This is a genomic window from Burkholderia sp. ABCPW 14 (genome assembly GCF_001523835.1).
In the GTDB taxonomy this organism is placed as follows: Bacteria; Pseudomonadota; Gammaproteobacteria; order Burkholderiales; family Burkholderiaceae; genus Burkholderia; species Burkholderia mayonis.
This window is the reverse complement of sequence record NZ_LOVS01000115.1, coordinates 1-24,918: the sequence shown is the minus strand read 5'-3', so window position 1 is coordinate 24,918 and position 24,918 is coordinate 1. Positions and strand designations below refer to the sequence as shown.

Sequence of the window (24,918 nt, the reverse complement as noted above, 5' to 3'; positions counted from 1 at the left end):
CGCGCCCCGCGTCAATATCCCGCTTCCGACAGGTTCGTCGCTCCTGCAACGTCGATTTTGAAACTTGTGTCATGCCGCCGTTACGTGACGCCGCCGGAAAAGCGCGGATTTTGACCGCCATCGACAACAGATACTGCCGATTACGCCGATCTTTTACTACCGGCGACGACTCAGCTCGAGCATCTCGACGTCCATAAATCGTACGGCCACACCTATGTGATGGCGAACTTGCCATCGATTGCGCCGATTGGCGAAGCGCGGCCGAACACGGAAATTTTCCGCGGCATCGCACGCAGCATGGAACTCGATGAGCCCGCGCTCTACGACGACGATGAAGCGCTCGCGAGGGCGTCGCTGCGCTGGGGCGATTCTTCGCTGCAAAGCGATTGGGACACGCTCAAGCGAGCCGGCTGGCTCAAGCTGAAGCTCGCCGACGCACCGTTCGCAAACGGCGGCTTTCGGACGCCGTCCGGAAAGTGCGAGTTCTACAGCACGCGTCTCGCAGAAATGGGGCTCGATCCGTTACCGGACTACCTGCCGCCGTATGAGTCGGCGGACGGCGCGCCCGAACTGGCCGCCCGCTATCCGCTCGCGATGATCTCGCCACCTGCTCGCCATTTCCTGAACAGCACATTCGTCAACGTTGCGAGCCTGCGCGCGACGGAGGGCGAGCCGCACCTCGATATTCATCCGGCCGACGCCGTGCAGCGCGGCATCGCCGACGGCGACGCGGTGCGCATCTTCAACGACCGCGGCTCGCTGCGCGCAAAGGCCCGTGTGACCGACCGCGCGCGGGAAGGGCTCGTCGTCGGTCTGTCGATCTGGTGGAAAAAGCTCGCGCCCGACGGGCGCAATGCGAATCAAGTGACGAGCCAGGCGCTGACTGATCTCGGCCGCGGCGCGACGTTCTACGATTGCCTGGTTGAGGTCGAGCGAGGGTGACGCCGTTCGACGGCTGGCGTCCGGACATCGTTACCGAAGTTGGAAAGGAGTGTCTAACCCGGTTGTATCGAAGGGGCCGACCCGTTACGATGCCATTTTTTAGCACGACCATTCGAAAATCAGTGAGGAGACGCGCCGCATGGACAGAATTTGGCTGAAATCGTATCCGCCCGGCGTCCCGGCCGAAATTGACGCGTCTCAGTATTCGTCCGTCCCCGATCTGCTCGACGAGAGCTTTCGTCTCTATCGGGACCGGAAGGCGTTCATCTGCATGGGCAAGGCGATCACGTACGGCGAGCTGGACACGCTATCGCGCAAGCTCGGCGCGTGGCTCCAGTCCCGCGGCCTGTCGCGCGGCGCGCGGGTCGCGATCATGATGCCGAACGTGCTGCAATACCCGGTGGCGATCGCCGCCGTGCTGCGCGCGGGCTACACGGTCGTCAACGTCAATCCGCTCTACACGCCGCGCGAACTCGAGCATCAGTTGAAGGACAGCGGCGCCGAGGCGATCGTGATCCTCGAGAACTTCGTGACGACACTGCAGTCGGTGATCGCAAAGACGTCGGTCAAGCATGTCGTCGTCGCCGCGATGGGCGATCTGCTCGGCATGAAGGGCGTCCTCGTCAACTACGTCGTGCGCCGCGTGAAGAAGATGGTGCCGGCGTGGAGCCTGCCGTCGTACACGCGCTTCAACGCGGCGCTCGCCGCGGGCGGCCGGCAAACCTTCAAGCCGGCGAAGCCGGGACTCGACGGCATCGCCTTCCTCCAGTACACGGGCGGCACGACCGGCGTCGCGAAGGGCGCGACGCTGCTTCATCGCAACATCGTGTCGAACGTGCTGCAGGCGCAGGCTTGGCATGAGCCGGCGCACGCGAAACGGTCAGAAGTGAAGCAGTTCATCACCGTGATCGCGCTGCCGCTTTATCACGTGTTCGCGCTGACGGTTTGCGGGTTGCTGACGCTGCGCACGGGCGGCACCGGGATCCTGATCCCGAATCCCCGCGACATCGCCGGCATGATCAAGGAGCTGAAGGGCTACCAGATCATTACGATCCCGGCCGTCAACACGCTCTACAACGCGCTGCTGAACCATCCGGATTTCGATCAGCTCGATTTCTCGAAGCTCGCGGTCGCCAACGGCGGCGGGATGGCGATCCAGGAAAACGTCGCGAAGCGTTGGTACGAGAAGACGAAGACGCCGATCGTCGAAGGCTACGGCTTGTCCGAGACATCGCCCGTCGCGACTTGCAACCCGGTCACGGCGACCGAATACAGCGGCACGATCGGCCTGCCGCTGCCGTCGACCGAAATCGCGATTCGCGACGACGCGGGCGACGACGTGGCGCTCGGCCAGCCCGGCGAGATCTGCATCCGCGGTCCGCAGGTGATGGCGGGCTACTGGAACCGCCCGGACGAAACCGAGAAGGTCATGATGCCGGACGGTTTCTTCAAGACGGGCGACGTCGGCGTGATGGACGAGCGCGGCTACGTGAAGATCGTCGATCGCAAGAAGGACATGATTCTCGTGTCCGGCTTCAACGTTTATCCGAACGAGGTCGAGGACGTCGTCGCGTCGCACCCGGGTGTGTACGAAGTCGCGGCGGTCGGCGTGCCCGACGAGCATTCGGGCGAGGCGGTGAAGCTTTTCGTCGTGAAGAAGGATTCGGCGCTCACCGACAAGGACGTGCTCGCCTATTGCAAGGACCGCCTCACTGGCTACAAGCGGCCGAAGTACGTCGAATTCCGCACCGATCTGCCGAAGACCAACGTCGGCAAGATCCTGCGTCGCGAGTTGCGCGACGGCAAGGCGTAACGGACGCAGCCGTTGCCGTCCGCTTCGGGCGGGGCGCCGCCGTCGCCCGGCTCGACGCCCCCGCGACGCGCAGCGGTTTGGTTCGCTTGCTTCTTTGCTGCCCGAGCTGTTCCCCGGCTTCCCGGCAATTGCATCGATAAAAAAGGCGCCCGAGGGCGCCTTTTAAGTTACTGCAGAGTGTTACCCGCTTATTAGAACTTGTGGCGGATGCCGACGCGCGCAGCGAACTGGTTGCTGTTCGACGACGGCGTCAGGCCGTTGATCGCGGCGGTCGCCGGGCCGACCGTGTTGCCGTCGGCTTCGATCACGTTGCCCGCAGCATGCTGGTAGACGCCGATCACATAGACGTCGGTGCGCTTCGACAGGAAGTAGTCGACGCCGACCGAGCCTTGGTGATACTTGGCGGCCGACGAGCCGGCGATCTTGCTGCCTTGCGTGTAGTCATACGCCGCGCCGGCGAGGAGCGCCGGGGTCAGCTGATACTTGAAGTTGATTTCCGCGTTGTTGAACGTCGCGGTCTGGTTCGGGAACACCGTGCTCGCGAACTTCATGAACTTGATGTTCGAGTACGTGACGCCGACCGTCGCCGCGCCGAACGAGTAGGCACCGCCCGCACCGATCACCTGGTACGTATGGGCCGATGCGTAGCCAGCGTAGACCGGGGTCGTTACGGCAGCCGGCGTGCTCGACGTCGTGTTGTTGCCGAACAGGCCGCCGGCCGTCGACGGCGTGCGCGCGTTCAGGTAGCCGACGCCCAACACGAGCGGGCCGTTCGTGTAGCCGGCACCGAGCGACCACGTCTGGTTGCGGCTGAAGTCGCCGGCGACGCCGCCGAAGCTGTACAGGCCGCCGAACGTGAGACCGCCGTAGTTCGCGCTCGTGAACTTGACTGCGTTGTTCACGCGATAGGCGTTGTTGAAGTTGTCGAGGTCGCCCGGGTGAGCGGCGATATAGCCGCCCCACTGGTCGCCCGCTTCGAGCGGACCGACGAAGTCGACGACGGAGTCGTACTGACGGCCGAGCGTAACGGTGCCGAAGCCGCTCGACAGGCCGACATACGCCTGGCGGCCGAACTCGAGGCCGCCTTGGTTCAGCTTGCCGGAATTCACGTCGAAGCCGTTCTCGAGGACGAACAGAGCCTTCAGGCCGCCGCCCAGGTCTTCCGTGCCACGCAGGCCCCAGCGGCTACCTTGCATGACGCCGCTCGACAGGTTGTACAGGTGCTTGCCGCCTGCGTTGGTGTTGATGTTGAAGCCTTCGTCGATGATACCGTACAGCGTCACGCTGCTTTGCGCATGTGCTGCGCCAGCGAACGCGCTCAGCGCGACGAGCGCGAGAAGCGACTTTTTCATTAAAAGATCTCCAATGATGACAAATTTATTGTGGCGGGGCCGATGATTGTTTTTGATGGCGATACCCGCTTGAACTTCGTACGAAGCCGCTCGTAATGTAGCAAAAGGACTTTTTGGGACAAAGAGAAAGCGCAGTGCGCGCGTTCCGCATGTTTCCTTTACGCAACAATGGTTAAACTCACGGGTTAACCGCTATTTTCGAGCGCTACCTTGGTAGGTAGCCGCAATAAAATTGTTACGAAATCCTTACGGCGTGCAACGTGCCCGCGCGGAGAAACGTGATGGTGTTTGACGAGTTGATCAGTGAATTTGACCGGGGCCTGCGCTCGATCACGGGCGTGAGCCGGATGAGTCGCCCGGTGCCCGCGTCCGCCGCTGCGGCGCCTGCCGAGCTCACGGCTGCCGAGCGCAAGCATGCGGCGGGGCTGATGCGGGTGAATCATGTCGGCGAAGTGTGTGCGCAGGCGCTCTATCAGGCGCAGAAGCTCACGACGTCGTCGTCCGAATTGAAGGAGATGTTCGAGCATGCCGCGCGCGAGGAAGAAGATCATCTCGCGTGGACCGCGCATCGTCTGAAGGAGCTCGATTCGCGGCCGAGTCTGCTGAATCCGCTGTGGTATGCGGGAGCGCTCGCGATCGGCGTCGTCGCCGGACGTCTCGGCGACAAGGTGAGCTTGGGCTTCATGGCCGAGACGGAGCGCCAGGTCGAGAGCCATCTCGACAGCCATCTGTCGGAGCTGCCGGCGGCCGACGTCGAGTCGCGCGCGATCGTCGAGCAGATGCGCGCCGACGAGGTCAAGCACGGCAAGGCCGCGACCGACGCAGGCGGCATCGAGCTGCCGATGCCGGCGCGCATGCTGATGCGCGCCGCGTCGAAAGTCATGACAAGCACTGCATACTATCTCTGAGACATACGCCGGGACGGCCGCACGCGCGGCGTCCCGGCAGACGACGGAAACCCGCCTCTTTTCCCGCGCCGTTCCCCCCGCCGAAATGCCTGCCGCCGCACCCATCTGGGGCGTGCTTCTCATATACCACATTCACAAGATGCACTAGCCCATTCATTTATAACGCTTTTTGGTATGAGGGCTGGCTTGAGGGGGTGAGCGTAAGTCCTTGTTCTGACTAACAAAATTCGTCAAAAAAACAGATGTCTCCCTTGACCGCCCACAGGCGTTCCTCTAAAGTGGGAGACAGTGTGAGAAAGTGTATTTTTGTGTGATTTGCCGGGTTTTTCCGGCTAGATTCGCAGCATTGGGCGGGTACTTCGGTGCCCTGATCGGGAGAGCGGAAAAGTGTTCCAAGGGGCGTCGGCGCTGACGCTCGATGCGAAAGGGCGGATGTCGGTGCCGTCTCGCTATCGCGAAGCGCTGCAAGGACAGGCAGAAGGACGGGTGACTGTGACCAAGCACCCGGACGGCTGCCTGTTGCTGTTTCCGCGCCCCGAGTGGGAAGTGTTTCGCGCGAAGATCGCTGCGCTGCCGATGGATGCGCATTGGTGGCGCCGTATTTTTCTCGGCAACGCGATGGATGTCGATCTCGACAGCGCGGGCCGGATTCTGGTGTCTCCCGAGCTGCGGATGGCGGCCGGGCTGGAAAAGGAAGTCATGTTGCTGGGAATGGGTAGTCACTTCGAGCTGTGGGACGCGCAGACCTACATCGCGAAGGAGCAGGCGGCAATGGCGCAGGGCATGCCCGACGCGCTGAAGAATTTCACGTTCTGATTGCGGTGACGGAGACGCCCGCGATGGGAAACGAATTGCAGCATCGCACGGTGCTGTTGGATGAAGCGGTCGATGCGCTCGTGACGCGGCCCGATGGCGTCTACGTCGACGGCACGTTCGGGCGCGGCGGCCACAGTCGCGCGGTGCTCGCGCGCCTGGGCGCGGCGGGCCGGCTGATCGCGTTCGACAAGGATCCGCGCGCGATCGAGACGGCGAAGGGTATCGAGGATGCGCGCTTTGAGATCGTCCACGACAGCTTCGCGGCGTTGAAGGGCGCGCTCGAAGCGCGTGGGGTACGGCGAGTGTCCGGCGTGTTGCTGGACTTGGGCGTGTCGTCGCCGCAGGTGGACGACCCGGAGCGCGGCTTCAGTTTCCGCGCGAACGGTCCGCTCGACATGCGGATGGACCCGACGCGCGGCGAGTCGGCGGCGGAATGGCTCGCGCGGGCGTCGGTGCAGGAATTGACGGAGGTGATACGAGATTATGGGGAAGAACGGTTTGCTTTTCAGATTGCAAAGGCGATTGTTGCTCGCCGGGCAGAGTCCGACCATCTCGGGCCTCTCGACAGCACGGGCGAGCTTGCCCAAATCGTGGGTCACGTCGTCAAGACCCGTGAGAAGGGTAAGGATCCGGCAACCCGCACCTTTCAAGCTATACGGATTCACGTCAATCAAGAGCTTGCGGACCTGCAAGTCGTTCTAGAGGCAGCACTGTCGTCGTTGGAGCAAGGGGGCCGGCTGGTGGTCATCAGCTTTCATTCGCTCGAGGACCGGATCGTCAAGCGATTCATGCAGACGCACGCGCGCGCGCCTGCGGTCGATCGCCGCCTGCCGATCCGCGCTGTCGACCTGCCCAGCCCGCCGCTCAAGTTGCTCGGTCGCAAGTTCCCGAGCGACGCGGAAGTCTTGGCCAATCCGCGTGCCCGCTCGGCGGTGATGCGCATCGCGGAGCGCGTCGCGCCATGAGCCGCCTCAACATCTTCCTGCTGATCATCGTGATGGGATGCGCGCTGTCGGTCGTCAATTCGACGAATCAGCAGCGGCAGATCTTCATTCAGTTGCAGCGCGCGCAATCACAGGAGCATCAGCTTCAGCAGGACTACGCGCAGCTTCAATATCAGCAGAGCGCGCTGTCGAAGACGTCGCGCATCGAGCAGCTCGCGACGAGCTCGCTGAAGATGCAGTCGATTACGACGGGACGCACGCAGTACCTGACGCTTTCGCCCGGCGCGGCGAAGGCGGTCGACGCGCCGCTGCCGGCGTCCGCCGCATCGCAGGGGAGCGCGCGATGAAGCCCGCGTCGAAGCGCACGCAAGGCGTGAAGTTCGCATCGAGCCCGGTACTGTCGGTCCATCTGCCGATGTGGCGCTCGAAGCTCGTCGTGTTCATGCTGTTCATGGCGTTCGTCGCGCTCGCCGTGCGCGCGCTCTGGATCCAGGGGCCCGGCAACGCGTTCTATCAGAAACAGGGCGAAAGCCGCTATCAGCGCACGCTCGAATTGCCGGCGACGCGCGGCAAGATCCTCGATCGCAACGGTCTCGTGCTCGCGACGAGCCTGCCCGTGCGCGCGATCTGGGCGATTCCGGCCGACGTGCCCGACGACCTCGGCGCGGACAAGGTCGACGCGCTCGGCAAACTGCTGGGGATGACGACGAAGGAGCTGAAGGCGAAGCTGTCGGAAGACAAGACATTCGTCTACGTGAAGCGCCAGGTGCCGCTCGACGTCGCCGACCAGGTCGCGAAGCTCGACATCCCCGGCGTCTATCAGCGCGGCGAATACAAGCGCTTCTATCCGGAAGGCGAGATCACCGCGCACCTGATCGGTTTCACGAACGTCGAGGACGAAGGGCAGGAGGGCGTCGAGCTCGCCGATCAGAAGCTGCTTGTCGGCACGCCGGGCAGCCGTCACGTGATCAAGGACCGCGTCGGGCACATCGTCGAGGACGTCGACGCGCAGGTGCTGCCGCACAACGGCAGCGATGTCGGCCTGTCGATCGACAGCAAGATCCAGTACATCACGTACACGAACCTGAAGGCGGCCGTCGAGAAGTTCCACGCGAAGGCGGGCGCGGCGATGGTGATCGACGTGCAGACGGGCGAGGTGCTGTCGCTCGTCAATTATCCGACGTATAACCCGAACGACCGCTCGCACCTGACGGGCGAGCAGCTACGCAACCGCGTGCTGACCGACGTGTTCGAGCCGGGCTCGATCATGAAGCCGTTCACGGTGTCGCTCGCGCTCGATCTGCATCGCGTGACGCCGAACACGCTCGTCGACACGGGCAACGGCCATTTCGTGCTCGACGGCGCGCCGATCACCGACGACTCGGGCTTCGGCACGCTGACGGTCGGCGGCGTGATCCAGAAATCGAGCAACATCGGCGCGACAAAGATCGCGATGACGATGAAGCCCGAGGAAATGTGGAATATGTATACGAGCATCGGGCTCGGGCAGGCGCCGAAGGTCGGTTTCCCCGGCGCGGCCGCGGGCCGGCTGCGTCCGTGGAAGAACTGGCGGCGGATCGAGCAGGCGACGATGTCGTACGGCTACGGCCTGTCGGTGTCGCTGTTCCAGCTCGCGCGCGCATACACCGCGATCGCGCACGACGGCGAGCTGATGCCCGTCACGATCTTCAAGACGAACGACGCGCAGCCCGCGACCGGTCCGCGGATCTTCTCGCCGACGACGGCCCGCGAGGTGCGCACGATGCTCGAGTCCGTCGTGTCGCCGCAGGGTACGTCGCCGAACGCGGCGGTGCCGGGCTATCGCGTCGGCGGCAAGAGCGGCACCGCTTACAAGCAGGTCGGCCGCGGCTATGATCACAAGAAGTATCGCGCGTCGTTCGTCGGGATGGCGCCGATGCCGAATCCGCGCATTGTCGTCGCGGTGTCGGTCGACGAGCCGACGATGGGCGGCCATTTCGGCGGCCAGGTGTCGGGCCCTGTGTTCTCGGCGATCGCCGGCGATACGCTGCGCGCGCTGAACGTGCCGCCCAACATGCCGGTCAAGCAGCTCGTCGTGTCGGACGACGCGGCGAACGCCGCCGCCCCGCAGAAGCTGGCCGGCGCCGCGCCTGCAAAACACATGATCGTGTCGAGCACGACACACAACCGTCCTGGAGTAGTTCGATGAGCGCCGCGCGTAGTTCTCATCCGGCGCATCAACAGATCGCAGCCGCGCTCGCGTGGCTGCGCGCTCATGTCGCGTCCGGCGCGCAGTTGCACGCCGACACGCGCAGCCTGCAAGCGGGCGACGCGTTCGTCGCCTATGCGGTCGACGGCGCGGACAATCGTCCGTTCATTGCCGACGCGCTCGCACGCGGCGCCGCCGCCGTGCTGTACCAACCCGAAGGTTTTGCGGCAGACGGCCTCGATCCGGCGACGTCGCTCGCCGTGCCCGCGCTCGACGAGCTCGCGGGCGAGATCGCGAGCGGCTGGTACGGCGATCCGAGCGACGCGCTCTTCGCGGTCGGCGTGACGGGCACGAACGGCAAGACCTCGTGCACGCAATGGATTGCCGCCGCGCTCACCGCGCTGCATCAGCCGTGCGCGGTGATCGGCACGCTCGGCAGCGGAATGCCGGGCCAGCTCGTGCACACGGGCTTCACGACGCCCGACGCGCCGCAACTGCAGCGCAGCCTCGCGCATTTGCGCGGCGCGGGCGCGCAGGCGGTTGCGATGGAAGTGTCGTCGCACGCGCTGCATCAGGGGCGCGTGAACGGCACCGCGTTCGACGTCGCGGTATTCACGAACCTGACGCAGGACCACCTCGATTACCACCGCACGTTCGAAGCGTACGAGGCGGCGAAGACGAAACTCTTCGCATGGCGCGGGCTGCGCCTGGCGGTCGTCAATCGCGACGATCCGGCCGGCCGCCGCCTGCTCGCGAATTTCGCCGGGCGCGTGCGGACGATCGCATACGGAATCGACGCGCAGCCGGCTGCGTCCGATGCGGACCGCGAGCTCGTCGCGACGAAAGTCCGGGCGACCGCGACGGGCACCGCATTTCACCTGACTTCGTCGTGGGGCGACGCGGACGTCGAGGTCGGCACGCTCGGCACGTTCAACGTGAGCAATCTGCTCGCGGTGCTCGGCGCGCTGCTCGCGGCCGACGTGCCGTTCGACGCCGCGCTCGCCGAAATCGAGAAACTCGAATCGGTCAACGGCCGGATGCAGCGGCTGGGCGGGCGGCTGCAGAACGACGAGCCGCTCGTCGTCGTCGACTACGCGCATACGCCGGACGCGCTCGAGAAGACGCTCGATGCGCTGCGCCCGGTCGCGCGCGCGCGCGGCGGCGAGCTTGTCTGCATGTTCGGCTGCGGCGGCGATCGCGACGCGACGAAGCGTCCGCTGATGGGCGCAATCGCCGAGCGGCTCGCGGACAAGGTCGTCGTGACGAGCGACAACCCGCGCAGCGAGGATCCGCAGAAGATCATCGACCAGATCGCCGCCGGCATGCAGGACGCCGTGCAGGCGCGCCGCATCGAGGACCGCGCGAGCGCGATCCTGCAGGCGGTGCGCGGTGCCGCGCGCGAGGACGTCGTGCTGCTCGCCGGCAAGGGACACGAGGCGACGCAGGAAATCATGGGCAAGAAGCGCGCGTTCTCCGATCAGGATCACGCGCGCCTCGCGCTCGCCGCGCGCACCACGCAGACTCGCGGAGGCGGCGAATGACGATGCTGACCTTGCGTGAAGCCGCAGCGATGATTCCCGGCGCGACGGTGCTCGGCGATGAGTGCGTGTCGTTCGAGCGGGTGTCGACGGACAGCCGCACGGCGGGCCCGGGCGATCTGTTCGTCGCGCTGAAGGGCGAGCACTTCGATGCGCACGATTTCGTCGGCGACGTCGCTGCGCGCGGGGCGAGCGCCGTGATCGTGTCGCGCAGCCCGGCCGAATGGAGCCTGCCCGCGCTGAAGGTCGCCGACACGCGCGGCGCGCTCGGCGCGCTCGCGCACGGCTGGCGGATGCGCTTCGCGCTGCCGGTCGTCGCGGTGACGGGCAGCAACGGCAAGACGACCGTGAAGGAGATGATCGCGTCGATCTTCGCGGCGGCGACCGGCGCCGACGCGCGGCTCGCGACCGCGGGCAACTTCAACAACGACGTCGGCCTGCCGCTCACGCTGCTGCGCCTCACCGCCGCGCACCGGCTCGCGGTCGTCGAGCTCGGGATGAATCATCCGGGCGAGACCGGGACGCTCGCGCGGATCGCCGCGCCGACGGTCGCGCTCGTCAACAACGCGCAGCGCGAGCATCAGGAATTCATGGCGACCGTCGAGGCCGTCGCGCTCGAGCACGCGGCCGTCATCCACGCGCTCGGACCGGACGGCGTCGCCGTGTTTCCGGCCGACGACGCGTACGCGAGCATCTGGCGCGTCGCGGCGACCGGCAACCGGATCGTCGATTTCGCGTTGCACGGCGCCGGCCGCGACACGCCCGCCGCCGTGACGGGCGCGCTCGACGGCAGCCGGCTTGCGATCGATACGCCGGACGGCCGCATCGACGTGCAGCTCAATGCGCTCGGCGAGCACAACGCGCGCAACGCGCTCGCCTCGACGGCGGCGGCGCTCGCGGCCGGCGTGCCGCTCGCCGCGATCAAGCAGGGGCTCGAGGCGTTCGAGCCGGTGAAGGGGCGGCTGCAGGTGACGCGCGTGACGGCCGGCTCGCTCGCGGGCGCGACGGTGATCGACGACACCTACAACGCGAACCCCGATTCGATGCGCGCCGCGATCGACGTGCTCGCCGTGCAGTCTGCGCCGCGTGTGCTCGTGATCGGCGAGATGGGCGAAGTCGGCGACGAAGGGCCGGCGTTCCATCGCGAGATCGGCGCGTATGCGCGCGAGCGCGGGATCGACGCGCTTTACGCGCTCGGCGCGGCGACGCAGCCCGCGTGCGAAGCATACGGCGCGGCCGCGCGGCGCTTCGACGACGCGGCGGCGCTGATCGCCGCGTTGCTTGCCGCGAATGTCGGCGCGCACGCGACGCTGCTCGTGAAGGGCTCGCGATTCATGAGAATGGAGCGCGTCGTCGGCGCGCTCGCGAACGAAACCGCGTCGGGCGCAGCGCCCGGCGCACATTGAGGAAGGAAGTAAGCATGCTGCTGGCGCTGGCGCAATGGCTGCAAGGTGACGCAAGCTTTTTGCGCTTGTTCACGTACCTGACGTTCCGAGCGGTGATGGCTACCATCACGGCGCTCGTGATCGGTCTCGTCTGCGGTCCGTGGGTGATTCGCAAGCTCACGGAGATGAAGGTCGGTCAGGCGGTGCGCAAGGACGGCCCGCAGACGCACCTCGTGAAATCGGGCACGCCGACGATGGGCGGCGTGCTGATCCTGATCGGCATCGCGGTCGCGACGCTCCTCTGGGGCGACTTGACGAACCGCTTCATCTGGATCGTGATGCTCGTCACGTTTGGCTTTGGCGTGGTCGGCTGGGTCGACGATTATCGCAAGGTCGTCTACAAGGACCCGCGCGGCATGTCGTCGCGCGAGAAGTATTTCTGGCAATCGGTGATCGGCCTTTTTGCGGCCGTCTATCTCGCGTTCAGCGTGTCCGAGGCGAGCAACGTCCGCGTGTTCGATCTCTTCATGGCGTGGGTGCGAAGCGGCCTATCGATGGGCCTGCCCGCGCGCGCAGACCTGATGCTGCCGTTCCTCAAGTCGATCAGCTATCCGCTCGGCGTGTGGGGCTTCATCGCGCTCACCTATCTCGTGATCGTCGGCGCGAGCAACGCGGTGAACCTGACCGACGGCCTCGACGGCCTCGTGATCATGCCGGTCGTGCTCGTCGGCGCGTCGCTCGGCGTGTTCGCCTACGTGATGGGCAGCGCCGTCTATTCGAAATATCTGCTGTTTCCGCACATTCCGGGCGCGGGCGAGCTGCTGATCTTCTGCTCGGCGATGGGCGGCGCGGGGCTTGCATTCCTCTGGTACAACACGCACCCGGCTCAGGTGTTCATGGGCGACGTCGGCGCGCTCGCGCTGGGCGGCGCGCTCGGCACGGTCGCCGTGATCGTGCGCCAGGAAATCGTGCTGTTCATCATGGGCGGCATCTTCGTCGCGGAGACGCTGTCCGTGATGCTGCAGGTCACGTGGTTCAAGTACACGAAGCGCCGTTACGGCGAAGGGCGACGCATCTTCAAGATGGCGCCGCTGCATCACCATTTCGAGTTGTCGGGCTGGAAGGAAACGCAGGTGGTGGTGCGTTTCTGGATCATCACGTTGATGTTGTGCCTGTTCGGTTTGTCCACCCTCAAGCTGCGGTAAAGGGAAGGTAAGGATGTTTGGCGAGATGTTCGGAGATCGGCAGCGGCCGATGGTGCTCGTGCTGGGGCTCGGCGAATCGGGCCTTGCGATCGCGCGGTGGTGCGCGAGGCACGGTTGCCGGTTGCGCGTTGCCGATACGCGCGAGGCGCCGCCCAACCTTGCCGCGCTGGCGGCGGCCGGGATCGACGCCGAATTCGTCGGCGGCGCGTTTTCGCCTGCGCTGCTCGATGGCGGGATTGAGCTCGTCGCGCTGAGCCCCGGCCTGTCGCCGCTCGCCGAAGACCTCGTGCCGCTTCTCTGCGCCGCCCGCGAGCAGGGCATTCCCGTGTGGGGCGAACTTGAGTTCTTCGCGCAGGCGCTGAACACGCTCGGTGCGAACGGCTACGCGCCGAAGGTGATCGCGATCACCGGCACGAACGGCAAGACCACGACGACGAGCCTCGCGGGCCTGTTGTGCGAGCGCGCGGGCAAGCAGGTCGCGATCGCGGGCAACATCAGCCCGGCGATGCTCGACAAGCTCGCCGAAGCGATCGACGCGGCGGCGCTGCCGGACGTGTGGGTGCTCGAGCTGTCGAGCTTCCAGCTCGAAACCGCGCACACGTTCGCGCCCGACGCCGCGACGATCCTCAACATCACGCAGGACCATCTCGACTGGCACGGCGGCTTCGCCGCGTACGCGGCCGCGAAGGGGCGGATCTTCGGGCCGCGCACGGTGCGCGTGCTCAACCGCGACGACGCGCAAGTGATGAAGTTCGTGCCGGCCGCAGCCGCAGCCGCCGACGCGCCGCGCGCGATCACGTTCGGCCTGGACGAGCCCGCCGCAGACGGCGACTTCGGCCTTTTGCGCGAGAACGGGATCGTGTGGCTCGTCGAGGCGGTCGATCGCGACGCAGCCGATGCGCCGACGCCGTCGCGCCGCCGCAAGCAAGAAGTGGCGCACCCGCCCGACATCGCGCTGAAGCGTTTGATGCCCGCCGACGCGCTGCGCATCCGCGGGCTGCACAACGCGGCGAACGCGCTTGCCGCGTATGCGCTCGCGCGCGCGATCGACCTGCCGGCCGCGCCGCTCCTGCACGGCCTGCGCGAGTATCGCGGCGAGCCGCACCGCGTCGAAGTGATCGCGACGCTCGACGGCGTCGATTATGTCGACGACAGCAAGGGCACGAACGTCGGCGCGACAGTTGCAGCGCTCGATGGCCTCGCGCAGCGCGCGGTGCTGATCGCGGGCGGCGACGGCAAGGGCCAGGATTTCGAGCCGCTCGCGGCGCCCGTCGAGCGGTGGTGCCGGGCGGTGATGCTGATCGGCCGCGACGCGCCCGCGATTCGCGCGGCGCTCGCCGACACCGGCGTGCCGCTCGCCGACCACGCGACGCTCGAAGCCGCGGTGCGCGCGGCGAGCGCGCTCGCTCAGCCGGGCGACGCGGTGCTGCTGTCGCCCGCGTGCGCGAGCCTCGATATGTTCCGGAATTACGCGCATCGGGCCGACGTGTTCCGCAGCGCGGTCGAAGACATCGCCCTGGAAAAAGGAACGACGCTATGAACTGGTCCGACCGCCTTGTTTCCCGCTTCAACAACGCACGCGACGCGGGCGGCGGCGCGGCGCCGCGCACGGTCGCGCGTGCGGCGTCCGGCGCCGGTGCCGCGGCGGGCGGTCTCGCGAGCGTCGTCAACGGCGCGCGCCCGACCCGCTCGCGGATGCTCGACTTCGACTATTCGCTGCTGTGGGTGTCGATTGCGCTGCTCGGGCTCGGCGTCGTGATGGTGTACTCGGCGTCGATCGCGATGCCCGATTCGCCGAAATACGCGTCGTATCACGATTACGCGTTCCTGCTGCGCCACTGCGTGTCGCTCGTCGTCGCGTTCGTCGCGGCGGTGATCGCGTTCCGCGTGCCGGTGTCGACGTGGGACAAGTACGCGCCGCATCTCTTCCTGATCGCGCTCGTCGGCCTCGTGATCGTGCTGATTCCGCATGTCGGCAAGGGCGTGAACGGCGCGCGCCGCTGGATTCCGCTCGGCATCACGAACATGCAGCCGTCGGAAATCATGAAGCTCGCGGTGACGATCTACGCGGCGAACTACACGGTCCGCAAGCAGGAGTACATGCAGAGCTTCGCGAAGGGCTTCCTGCCGATGGCGTTCGCGGTCGGCCTCGTCGGCGCGCTGCTGCTGCTCGAGCCGGACATGGGCGCGTTCATGGTGGTCGCCGCGATCGCGATGGGCGTGTTGTTCCTCGGCGGCGTGAACGGCAAGCTGTTCGGCGGCCTCGTCGCGACCGCGGTCGGCACGTTCACGATGCTCGTCTGGCTGTCGCCGTGGCGGCGCGAGCGGATCTTCGCGTATCTCGATCCGTGGGACGAGCGCTACGCGCAGGGCAAGGCGTATCAGCTCACGCATTCGCTGATCGCGTTCGGGCGCGGCGAATGGTTCGGCGTTGGCCTCGGCGGCAGTGTCGAGAAGCTCAACTATCTGCCGGAAGCGCATACCGACTTCATTCTCGCGGTGATCGGCGAGGAGCTCGGCTTTGTCGGCGTGCTCGTTGTGATTCTGCTGTTCTACTGGATCGTGCGCCGCGCGTTCGAGATCGGCCGCCAGGCGCTCGCGCTCGACCGCACGTTTGCGGGCCTGATGGCGAAGGGCGTCGGCATCTGGTTCGGCGCGCAGGCGTTCATCAACATGGGCGTGAATCTGGGTCTCCTGCCGACCAAGGGACTCACGCTGCCGCTCGTCAGCTACGGCGGCTCGGGCATTCTGCTCAACTGCGTCGCGCTCGCGGTGCTGCTGCGCGTCGATTACGAAAATCGCGTGCTGATGCGGGGAGGGAAGGTATGACCTCCCCGCGTCAGCACGCGATTTCGGCGAAGGCTGGCTTCGTGCGCGCAGCGCGCGAAGTCACGCGTAGCGGCCGTAGCCAAAACGTTCGTTCATTTCTGCTGATGCCGGGAGGCAAGGCATGACGTCGACTCAGCGCACGCTGATGGTGATGGCTGGCGGCACCGGGGGCCACGTGTTCCCGGGACTCGCGGTCGCGCATCGGATGGAGGCGCAGGGCTGGCGCGTCGTGTGGCTCGGCAATCCGGCCGGCATGGAGGCGACGCTCGTGCCGAAGCACGGGATCCCGATGGAGTACGTGCGCTTCGGCGGGTTGCGCGGCAAGGGTCTGAAGACGAAGTTCGCGCTGCCGTTCAATCTGCTGCGCGCGTGCACGCAAAGCCTGCACGCGCTGCGCCGCGTACAGCCCGACGTCGTGCTCGGAATGGGCGGCTACATCACGTTCCCGGCCGGCCTGATGACCGTGCTGACAGGCCGGCCGCTCGTGCTGCACGAACAGAACTCGATCGCAGGCCTGACGAACAAGGTGCTCGCGAAGCTCGCGAAGCGCGTGCTCGTCGCGTTCCCGGGCGCGCTGCCGAACGCCGAATGGACGGGCAATCCGATTCGCGCGGAACTTGCGCGCGCGGAACCGCCCCAAGCACGCTATGCGGCGCGCAGCGGGAAGCTGAAGCTGCTCGTCGTCGGCGGCAGTCTCGGCGCGGCGGCGCTGAACGAAGTCGTGCCGCGCGCGCTCGCGCTCCTCGCGCCCGGCGAGCGGCCGCAGGTCGTGCATCAGGCGGGCGCGAAGCACATTGATACGCTGAAGGAAAACTACGAAGCCGCGGGCCTCGCGTGCGGCAGCGACGTGGAGCTCGTGCCGTTCATCGACGATATGGCGGTCGCCTACGCGAACGCGGATCTCGTGATCTGCCGCTCGGGCGCGATGACGGTCGCGGAGATCGCGGCAGTCGGCGTCGCGGCGCTGTTCGTGCCGTTCCCGTACGCGGTCGACGATCATCAGACGACCAACGCCGAATTCCTCGCCGAGCAAGGCGCGGCGGTGCTGGTGCAACAACGCGACCTGTCGGCCGAGCTGCTCGCCGATTGGTTGCGCGGTCAGTCGCGGGAATCGCTCGCGGCGATGGCCGAACGTTCGCGCTCGCTCGCGAAGCCGGACGCCACCGACGAAGTCGCGCACGTGTGCGCGACGGTGGCAGGCGCGAACCTGGAAGGAAAGCAATGAAACACATCGTCAAACACATTCATTTCGTCGGGATCGGCGGCGCGGGCATGAGCGGCATCGCCGAAGTGCTCGTGAACCTGGGCTACCAGGTGAGCGGCTCCGATCTCGCGCGCAACGCGGTGACCGAGCGCCTCGAGGCGCTCGGCGCGTGCGTGTCGATCGGCCACGATGCGGCGAACATCGAAGGCGCGAACGCGGTCGTCGTGTCGACCGCGGTGCGCTCGGACAACCCGGAAGTGCTCGCCGCGCGCCGTCTGCGCGTGCCGATCGTGCCGCGCGCGGTGATGCTTGCGGAGCTGATGCGCCTGAAGCAGGGGATCGCGATCGCCGGCACGCACGGCAAGACCACGACGACGAGCCTCGTCGCGAGCGTGCTCGCGGCGGGCGGGCTCGATCCGACGTTCGTGATCGGCGGGCGCCTCACGAGCGCCGGCGCGAACGCACGGCTCGGCACGGGCGATTTCATCGTCGCGGAGGCGGACGAATCGGACGCGTCGTTCCTGAACCTGTACCCGGTGATCGAGGTCATCACGAACATCGACGCCGATCACATGGATACCTACGGCCACGACTTCGCGCGGCTCAAGCAGGCGTTCATCGAATTCACGCAGCGGCTGCCGTTCTACGGCACCGCGGTGGTGTGCATCGACGATCCGAACGTGCGGCAGATCGTGCCGCTGATCTCGAAGCCCGTCGTGCGCTACGGCTTCGCGTCGGACGCGCAGGTGCGCGCGGAGAACGTCGAGGCGCGCGACGGCCGGATGCATTTCACGGTGCTGCGCGAAGGGCGCGAGCCGCTGCCCGTCGTGCTGAACCTGCCCGGGCTGCACAACGTGCAGAACGCGCTTGCCGCGATCGCGATCGCGACCGATCTCGACGTGGCCGACGCGGCGATCCAGCAGGCGCTCGCGGAGTTCAACGGCGTCGGCCGGCGCTTCCAGCGCTATGGCGAGATTCCGGTCGCAGGCGGCGCGTACACGCTGATCGACGACTACGGCCACCATCCGGTCGAGATGGCGGCGACGATCGCGGCCGCGCGCGGCGCGTTTCCGGGCCGCCGGCTCGTGCTCGCGTTCCAGCCGCATCGCTACACGCGCACGCGCGACTGCTTCGACGATTTCGTCAACGTGCTGTCGACCGTCGACGCGCTCGTGCTGACCGAGGTGTACGCGGCGGGCGAGGCGCCGATTACGACGGCGGACGGCGATGCGCTGTCGCGCGCGCTGCGCGCGGCGGGCAAGGTCGAGCCGGTGTTCGTCGCAACGGTCGACGAGGTGCCGGACGCGCTCGCGAAGGTCGCGCGCGCCGGTGACGTGGTGATCACGATGGGAGCGGGCTCGATCGGCGGAGTGCCGGGCAAGCTCGCGCAAGACACGCAACAGAAGGGATGACATGAGCGGGATCGATCCGAAACGTTTCGGCAAGGTGGCGGTGCTGCTCGGCGGGGAATCCGCCGAGCGCGACGTGTCGCTGAACTCCGGCCGGCTGGTGCTGCAGGGCTTGCGTGACGCAGGCATCGACGCGCATCCGTTCGATCCGGCGGAGCGGCCGCTGTCGGCGCTCAAGGACGAAGGATTCGCGCGCGCGTTCAATGCGCTGCACGGCGGCTACGGCGAGAACGGCCAGATTCAGGGCGCGCTCGATTTCTACGGCATCCGATACACGGGCAGCGGCGTGCTCGGCTCGGCGCTCGGGCTCGACAAGTTCCGCACGAAGCTCGTCTGGCAGCAGACGGGCATTCCGACGCCGCCGTTCGAGACGGTGATGCGCGGCGACGATTACGCGGCGCGCGCGAAGGACATCGTCGCGAAGCTCGGCATGCCGCTCTTCGTGAAGCCGGCGAGCGAGGGCTCGAGCGTCGCGGTGCTGAAGGTGAAAAGCGCCGATGCGTTGCCCGCCGCACTGGAAGAAGCGGCGAAGCACGACAAGATCGTGATCGTCGAGAAGAGCATCGAAGGCGGCGGCGAGTACACCGCGTGCATCGCAGCGGATCTCGAACTGCCGCTCATCAAGATCGTGCCCGCCGGCGAGTTCTACGACTATCACGCGAAGTACATCGCAGACGACACGCAGTACCTGATTCCGTGCGGCCTCGACGCCGCGAAGGAAGCCGAGCTGAAGCGCATCGCGCGCCGCGCGTTCGACGTGCTCGGCTGCACGGACTGGGGCCGCGCGGATTTCATGCTCGACGCCGCCGGCAACGCGTATTTCCTTGAAGTGAACACCGCGCCGGGGATGACCGACCATTCGCTGCCGCCGAAGGCGGCGCGCGCGGTCGGCGTCAGCTATTCGGAGCTGGTGGTGAAAGTGCTGTCGCTCACGCTCGACTGATGCAGGACCGGATTTGAACCATGTGGAATAACGTTCGCCAACTCAACCTTGCCGCCAGCGCGTTGTACGCGCTGCTGCTGCTCGTGTTGGCGGCGGCCGGCTGCTACTGGCTGATCCAGCGCCCGGCATTCGCGCTGCGCGAGATCCGGATCGACGGCGACACCGAGCACATCAACGCGCCGACCGTGCGCGCAGGCGTCGTCGGGCGGCTGAAGGGCAACTTCTTCACCGTCGATCTCGACCTCGCGCGGGGCGCGTTCGAGCAGATGCCGTGGGTGCGCCACGCGAGCGTGCGCCGGGTGTGGCCAAACGCGCTCGCCGTCACGCTCGAGGAGTACAAGCCGCTCGGGACGTGGGGCAACGACCAGCTCGTGAGCGTCGACGGCGAGCTCTTCACGGCGAACCAGGGCGAGCTCGACGAAGAACTGCCCGTGTTCGACGGGCCCGAGGGCAGCGCGAAGGAAGTCGTCGCGCGCTATCGCGACTTCGCGAAATGGTTTGCGCCGATTCACGCGACGCCGGAGGAAGTGACGCTGTCGCCGCGCTACGCGTGGACGGTGAAGCTGTCGAACGGCATGCAGGTCGAACTCGGCCGGGAGCGCAACAGCGATTCGCTGCCCGATCGGATTCAGCGCCTCGTCGCTGCGTGGCCGTCCGTCACGCAGCGCTGGGGCAGGGACATCGAGTACGCGGATCTGCGTTATCCGAACGGATTCGCGATCCGCGCGGCGGGCATGCGGTTCCTGAGCGACACCGACAAGGGCAAGAAGTAACACGACATCACACGCAAGAGCACTCTATGAGCAAAGACTACAAGGATCTGCTGGTTGCCCTCGACATCGGCACGTCGAAGGTGGTGGCCGTCGTCGCCGAGCTGAAGGGCGAGGGCCACTATGAGGTCATCGGCCTCGGCCAGAGCGAGTCGAAGGGGCTGAAGAAAGGCGTGGTGGTGAACATCGAGGCCACCGTGCAATCGATTCAGCGCGCGCTCGAGGAAGCCGAGCTGATGGCTGATTGCAAGATCACCAACGTCTTCACTGGCATCGCCGGCAGCCACATCCGCAGCTTCAACTCGAGCGGGATGGTCGCGATCAAGGAGAAGGAGGTCACGCAGACCGACGTCGCGCGCGTGATCGAAACCGCGAAGGCGATCAACATCCCGACCGACCAGCAGGTGCTGCACATCCTCACGCAGGAATTCATCATCGACGGCCAGGAGGACGTGCGCGAGCCGATCGGCATGAGCGGCATCCGCCTCGAGGTGAAGGTGCACATCGTGACGGGCGCGGTGAGCGCCGCGCAGAATATCGTCAAGTGCGTGCGCCGCTGCGGGCTCGAAGTGAACGACCTGATCCTGCAACCGCTCGCATCGTCGCTCGCGGTGCTGACGGAAGACGAGAAGGATCTCGGCGTCGTGCTCGTCGACATCGGCGGCGGCACGACCGACATCGCGATCTTCGCGGAAGGCGCGATCCGCCACACGGCGGTGATTCCGATCGCGGGCGACCAGATCACGAGCGACATCGCAATGGCGCTGCGCACGCCGACGCCGGACGCGGAAGACATCAAGGTCGGCTACGGGATCGCGAAGCAGGCGCTCGCCGATCCGGACGAGATGGTCGAAGTGCCGGGCCTCGGCGAGCGTGGTCCGCGCACGCTGTCGCGGCAGGCGCTCGCGGCCGTCGTCGAGCCGCGCGTCGAAGAGCTGTTCTCGCTCGTGCAGCAGGTCGTGCGCGAGTCCGGTTACGAAGAGTTACTCAGTTCCGGTGTTGTGCTGACAGGCGGTGCTGCGATGATGCCCGGCATGGTCGAGCTGGGCGAAGACATATTCCTGAAGCCGGTGCGCATCGGCGCGCCGGAATACGCGGGCGGCCTCGCGGACGTCGTGCGCAATCCGCGCTATTCGACGGCGATGGGTCTGCTCGTCGAAGGCAGTGCTCAGCGGATGCGCGGCCGCAAGGTCGCCGTGCAATCCGGTTCCGCGGGACAAATCTTTTCGCGGATGAAGGAGTGGTTCCTGAGTAACTTTTAAATGCCCCCAAGACCTGGCGCTGTGCGCCAGGTCACCCGAGGGGTCAAGAAAACCTGGGGCGGTCCAGCGTTTTCTTGGAACGATTTCGAAATTCGCGCCGGTGCCGGCGGCCGGCGCGCGACGGAAGGTTGCCCGATCTTCCGCCGAATAACGGCCGAGTAGCAGTTCTTTTCTTGACGGAGGCAACAATGGAATTCGAAATGCTGGAAACCGAGACCAACGGCACGATCATCAAGGTGATCGGCGTTGGCGGCGCAGGCGGCAACGCGGTGCAGCACATGATCAACAAAGGCGTGCAGGGCGTCGATTTCATCGTGATGAACACCGACGCGCAGGCGCTGTCGCGCGCGCGTGCGCCGTCCGTGATCCAGCTCGGCAACACCGGCCTCGGCGCCGGCGCGAAGCCGGAGATGGGGCGTGCGGCAGCCGAAGAAGCGCGCGAGCGCATCTCCGACGCGCTGCGCGGCGCGCACATGGTGTTCATCACGGCCGGCATGGGCGGTGGCACCGGCACGGGCGCGGCTCCGGTCGTCGCGCAGATCGCGAAGGAGATGGGCATTCTGACCGTCGGCGTCGTCAGCAAGCCGTTCGAGTTCGAAGGCGGCAAGCGGATGCGCGTCGCGGAAGCAGGCTCGCAGCAACTGGAGGATCACGTCGACTCGCTGATCGTCGTCCTGAACGACAAGCTGTTCGAGGTGATGGGCGACGACGCCGAGATGGACAAGTGCTTCCAGTGTGCCGACGACGTGCTCAACAACGCGGTCGCGGGCATTGCCGAGATCATCAACGTCGACGGTCTCGTGAACGTCGACTTCGAAGACGTGAAGACGGTGATGGGCGAGCAGGGCAAGGCGATGATGGGCACGGCGACGGTTGCCGGCGTCGATCGCGCGCGTCTTGCGGCCGAGCAGGCGGTCGCGAGCCCGCTGCTCGAAGGCGTCGATCTGTCGGGCGCGCGCGGCGTGCTCGTCAACATCACGTCGAGCCGTTCGCTGCGTCTGTCGGAAACGCGCGAAGTGATGAACACGATCAAGAGCTACGCGGCCGACGACGCGACCGTGATCTTCGGTGCGGTGTACGATGACGCGATGGGCGACGCGCTGCGCGTGACGGTCGTCGCGACGGGCCTCGGCCGTGCGGCGAAGAAGCAGCAGTCCGCGCCGATGACGCTCCTGCGCACCGGCACGGACAACCAGCCGGTCGGCGCGGTGTCGCACGGCTACGCGTCTTCGCATCACGTGAACACGGGCGATTACGGCGCGTTCGACACGCCGGCCGTGTGGCGCAATTCGCGCGAGACGGCCGCATCGCACGTGCAGGCGCTGCAGGAGAAGGGTGTCGACACGTACGACATCCCGGCATTCCTGCGCAAGCAGGCCGACTGACGCGCGAGGTTTCGCGCCGCGCAACGCAGCGCGCGGCACGAGCCGACGTGATGGATGAAACGGCTGACGACAGGCCGCGTCGCTCGCGACGCCGGGCCGGGCAAGTTGCCCTCTTCGCTCGCGCGAGGCTGGGTCGGGCCGTGTCGTTTGTTGCGAACGACCGTATCGCTTTGAAGGACCAGGCATGATTCGAGTGGGCGACACGCTGCCCGACGCGGAGCTCTTCGAGTATTTCGACGATGCACGCGCGGGCTGCACGCTGGGGCCGAACGCCTTCAGCGTGCGCGAGCAGACGGCGGGTAGGCGCGTGGTGATCTTCGGATTGCCGGGCGCGTTCACGCCGACCTGTTCGGCGCAGCATGTGCCGGGTTACGTCGCGCATGCCGAGCAATTGCGCTCGGCGGGCATCGACGAGATCTGGTGCGTTGCCGTCAACGACGCATTCGTGATGGGCGCTTGGGGACGCGATCTGCACACCGCGGGCAAGGTGCGCATGGTGGCGGACGGCAGCGCGGCTTTCACTCATGCGCTGGGACTGACGCAGGACCTGTCGGCGCGTGGCATGGGGATTCGCTCGCGACGCTACGCGATGGTGATCGACGATGGCGTGGTCAAGACGCTATTCGTCGAAGCGCCGGGCAAGTTCGAAGTCAGCGATGCGGCAAGCGTGCTGGCGAGTTTGACGCGCTGAAAGACGCGTGCGGCGTTGCCTTCCGGCAACGCCGTGGCGCGGCCGATGCGCAGTTGTAACACGGGCTGACGACCGGGAACGCCTCCGTTCCGGGCGTCGGCCCGTCTCGCATTGCTGCCGGGTAATGCGTCGAAACAGTTTGAAACGTCGATCATCACGACGCGAAATAGGGATTTACGCTATAATCTCCTCTATCGAATATAACTCCTGATTGAAATCCTCAATCAAGACGAAGAACACCATGCTGAAGCAGCGCACCATCAAATCGATCGTGAAGACCGTCGGTATCGGTCTCCACTCGGGCCGCAAGATTGAACTGACGCTCCGTCCCGCCGCGCCGGGCACGGGCATCGTCTTCTCACGCGTCGACCTGCCCACACCTGTCGACATCCCCGCCTCGGCGATGTCGATCGGCGACACGCGGCTCGCGTCGGTGCTGCAGAAGGATGGCGTGCGCGTGTCGACCGTCGAGCACCTGATGTCGGCGTGTGCCGGCCTCGGCATCGACAATCTCTATGTCGACGTGACGGCCGAGGAAATCCCGATCATGGACGGCAGCGCGGCGACCTTCGTGTTCCTGATTCAGTCCGCCGGCATCGAGGAGCAGAACGCGCCGAAGCGCTTCATCAAGGTGAAGAAGCCGGTCGAAATCCGCGACGGCGACAAGTTCGCGCGTCTCGATCCGTACTTCGGCTTCAAGCTGAAGTTCACGATCGACTTCCGGCATCCGGCCGTCGACAAGACGGGCCAGGAACTCGAGGTCGATTTCGCGAACACGTCGTACGTGCGCGAGATCGCGCGCGCGCGCACGTTCGGCTTCGCGCACGAAGCCGAGATGCTGCGCGAGCTGGGCCTCGCACGCGGCGGCAGCATGGACAACGCGATCGTGCTCGACGAGTACCGCATCCTGAACAACGACGGGCTGCGCTTCGACGACGAGTTCGTGAAGCACAAGATGCTCGACGCGATTGGCGACCTGTACGTGGTCGGACATCCGCTCCTCGCGTCGTACACGGCGTACAAGTCGGGCCACGGGCTGAACAACGCGCTGCTGCGCGAATTGCTCGCGCACGAGGACGCGTACGAAATCGTCACGTTCGACGATCCGAAGGCGGCGCCGACGGGTTTCGGCTTCGACGCGCAGACGGCGTTCGCGTGATGCGCTGACGCGCTCCCGTGGCGCGAAGATGATCAGAAAGGCGGCCTGTGAACTGCACCCCAAAAGTTGGACACCGATCCAACCTTTGGGGTGTTTTTCATGACGAAGTACAACGAGCAGTTCAGGCAGCGCATCGTAGACGAGTATCTTGCCGGCGGAATTGGCATCGAATCGC

The 24,918-nt window shown here is 66.1% G+C and carries 20 protein-coding genes and 1 pseudogene; 20 read left to right on the top strand and 1 reads right to left on the bottom strand.

What is annotated here, in order from left to right; translation table 11 throughout:
- Window positions 1-126: 126 nt before the first annotated feature.
- Window positions 127-942, top strand: a pseudogene (locus tag WS62_RS18215) (molybdopterin-containing oxidoreductase family protein); the annotation flags it as partial.
- 139 nt (window positions 943-1,081) lie between these two features.
- Complete coding sequence (locus tag WS62_RS18210; protein ID WP_066573469.1) at window positions 1,082-2,755, top strand: long-chain fatty acid--CoA ligase; 1,674 nt, start codon at window positions 1,082-1,084, stop codon at window positions 2,753-2,755.
- 191 nt (window positions 2,756-2,946) lie between these two features.
- Here WS62_RS18210 and WS62_RS18205 read toward each other — a convergent pair whose 3' ends face one another.
- A complete protein-coding gene (locus tag WS62_RS18205) occupies window positions 2,947-4,107 on the bottom strand; it encodes a porin (protein ID WP_066487737.1) in 1,161 nt (386 codons plus the stop codon).
- Window positions 4,108-4,388: 281 nt separating this feature from the next.
- Between WS62_RS18205 and coq7 the strand changes: the two genes are divergently transcribed.
- From coq7 to lpxC, 18 genes are all read left to right on the top strand, one after another.
- A complete protein-coding gene (coq7, locus tag WS62_RS18200) occupies window positions 4,389-5,015 on the top strand; it encodes a 2-polyprenyl-3-methyl-6-methoxy-1,4-benzoquinone monooxygenase (protein WP_010106632.1) in 627 nt (208 codons plus the stop codon).
- A 387-nt stretch (window positions 5,016-5,402) separates the two neighbouring features.
- Window positions 5,403-5,831 (top strand): division/cell wall cluster transcriptional repressor MraZ, encoded by a 429-nt coding sequence (gene mraZ, locus WS62_RS18195; RefSeq protein ID WP_010106631.1) that lies wholly within the window; start codon window positions 5,403-5,405, stop codon window positions 5,829-5,831.
- Between the two features lie 23 nt (window positions 5,832-5,854).
- Window positions 5,855-6,796: a 16S rRNA (cytosine(1402)-N(4))-methyltransferase RsmH gene (rsmH, locus tag WS62_RS18190; protein WP_066573467.1), complete on the top strand. Its 942-nt coding sequence runs from the start codon at window positions 5,855-5,857 to the stop codon at window positions 6,794-6,796.
- On the top strand, window positions 6,793-7,122 hold the full coding sequence (gene ftsL / locus WS62_RS18185; protein WP_066487729.1) for a cell division protein FtsL: 330 nt from the start codon (window positions 6,793-6,795) through the stop codon (window positions 7,120-7,122). The genes rsmH and ftsL overlap by 4 nt, the downstream gene beginning before the upstream one ends.
- Complete coding sequence (locus tag WS62_RS18180) at window positions 7,119-8,963, top strand: peptidoglycan D,D-transpeptidase FtsI family protein (protein ID WP_066573465.1); 1,845 nt, start codon at window positions 7,119-7,121, stop codon at window positions 8,961-8,963. The genes ftsL and WS62_RS18180 overlap by 4 nt, the downstream gene beginning before the upstream one ends.
- Complete coding sequence (locus tag WS62_RS18175; RefSeq protein WP_066573458.1) at window positions 8,960-10,504, top strand: UDP-N-acetylmuramoyl-L-alanyl-D-glutamate--2,6-diaminopimelate ligase; 1,545 nt, start codon at window positions 8,960-8,962, stop codon at window positions 10,502-10,504. Before WS62_RS18180 ends, WS62_RS18175 begins: the two co-directional genes overlap by 4 nt.
- Window positions 10,501-11,907: a UDP-N-acetylmuramoyl-tripeptide--D-alanyl-D-alanine ligase gene (locus WS62_RS18170; protein ID WP_066573451.1), complete on the top strand. Its 1,407-nt coding sequence runs from the start codon at window positions 10,501-10,503 to the stop codon at window positions 11,905-11,907. The genes WS62_RS18175 and WS62_RS18170 overlap by 4 nt, the downstream gene beginning before the upstream one ends.
- Before the next feature lie 14 nt (window positions 11,908-11,921).
- Complete coding sequence (gene mraY, locus WS62_RS18165; protein WP_059470668.1) at window positions 11,922-13,091, top strand: phospho-N-acetylmuramoyl-pentapeptide-transferase; 1,170 nt, start codon at window positions 11,922-11,924, stop codon at window positions 13,089-13,091.
- A gap of 25 nt (window positions 13,092-13,116) precedes the next feature.
- Window positions 13,117-14,631, top strand: coding sequence for a UDP-N-acetylmuramoyl-L-alanine--D-glutamate ligase (murD, locus tag WS62_RS18160; RefSeq protein ID WP_066573477.1), 1,515 nt, complete (start codon window positions 13,117-13,119; stop codon window positions 14,629-14,631).
- A complete protein-coding gene (gene ftsW, locus WS62_RS18155; protein WP_066573449.1) occupies window positions 14,628-15,920 on the top strand; it encodes a putative lipid II flippase FtsW in 1,293 nt (430 codons plus the stop codon). The genes murD and ftsW overlap by 4 nt, the downstream gene beginning before the upstream one ends.
- Before the next feature lie 121 nt (window positions 15,921-16,041).
- Window positions 16,042-17,145 carry an undecaprenyldiphospho-muramoylpentapeptide beta-N-acetylglucosaminyltransferase gene (gene murG / locus WS62_RS18150; RefSeq protein WP_066573446.1) on the top strand — a complete coding sequence of 368 codons (1,104 nt, stop codon included), beginning with the start codon at window positions 16,042-16,044 and terminating at the stop codon, window positions 17,143-17,145.
- Complete coding sequence (gene murC / locus WS62_RS18145; RefSeq protein ID WP_066487703.1) at window positions 17,142-18,536, top strand: UDP-N-acetylmuramate--L-alanine ligase; 1,395 nt, start codon at window positions 17,142-17,144, stop codon at window positions 18,534-18,536. Before murG ends, murC begins: the two co-directional genes overlap by 4 nt.
- 1 nt (window position 18,537) lies before the next feature.
- Window positions 18,538-19,476, top strand: a complete 939-nt coding sequence (locus WS62_RS18140) for a D-alanine--D-alanine ligase (RefSeq protein WP_066573443.1) — start codon at window positions 18,538-18,540, stop codon at window positions 19,474-19,476.
- A 20-nt stretch (window positions 19,477-19,496) separates the two neighbouring features.
- The gene (locus WS62_RS18135) at window positions 19,497-20,249 is read left to right on the top strand and encodes a cell division protein FtsQ/DivIB (RefSeq protein WP_066487701.1); all 753 of its coding nucleotides are present in this window, start codon (window positions 19,497-19,499) and stop codon (window positions 20,247-20,249) included.
- Window positions 20,250-20,275: 26 nt separating this feature from the next.
- Window positions 20,276-21,508 (top strand): cell division protein FtsA, encoded by a 1,233-nt coding sequence (ftsA, locus tag WS62_RS18130; protein WP_066487699.1) that lies wholly within the window; start codon window positions 20,276-20,278, stop codon window positions 21,506-21,508.
- 188 nt (window positions 21,509-21,696) lie between these two features.
- Window positions 21,697-22,893: a cell division protein FtsZ gene (gene ftsZ / locus WS62_RS18125; protein WP_066487697.1), complete on the top strand. Its 1,197-nt coding sequence runs from the start codon at window positions 21,697-21,699 to the stop codon at window positions 22,891-22,893.
- 184 nt (window positions 22,894-23,077) lie between these two features.
- A complete protein-coding gene (locus tag WS62_RS18120) occupies window positions 23,078-23,584 on the top strand; it encodes a peroxiredoxin (RefSeq protein ID WP_066573441.1) in 507 nt (168 codons plus the stop codon).
- A gap of 241 nt (window positions 23,585-23,825) precedes the next feature.
- Window positions 23,826-24,743 (top strand): UDP-3-O-acyl-N-acetylglucosamine deacetylase, encoded by a 918-nt coding sequence (lpxC, locus tag WS62_RS18110; RefSeq protein ID WP_066487692.1) that lies wholly within the window; start codon window positions 23,826-23,828, stop codon window positions 24,741-24,743.
- The last annotated feature ends 175 nt before the right edge of the window (window positions 24,744-24,918 follow it).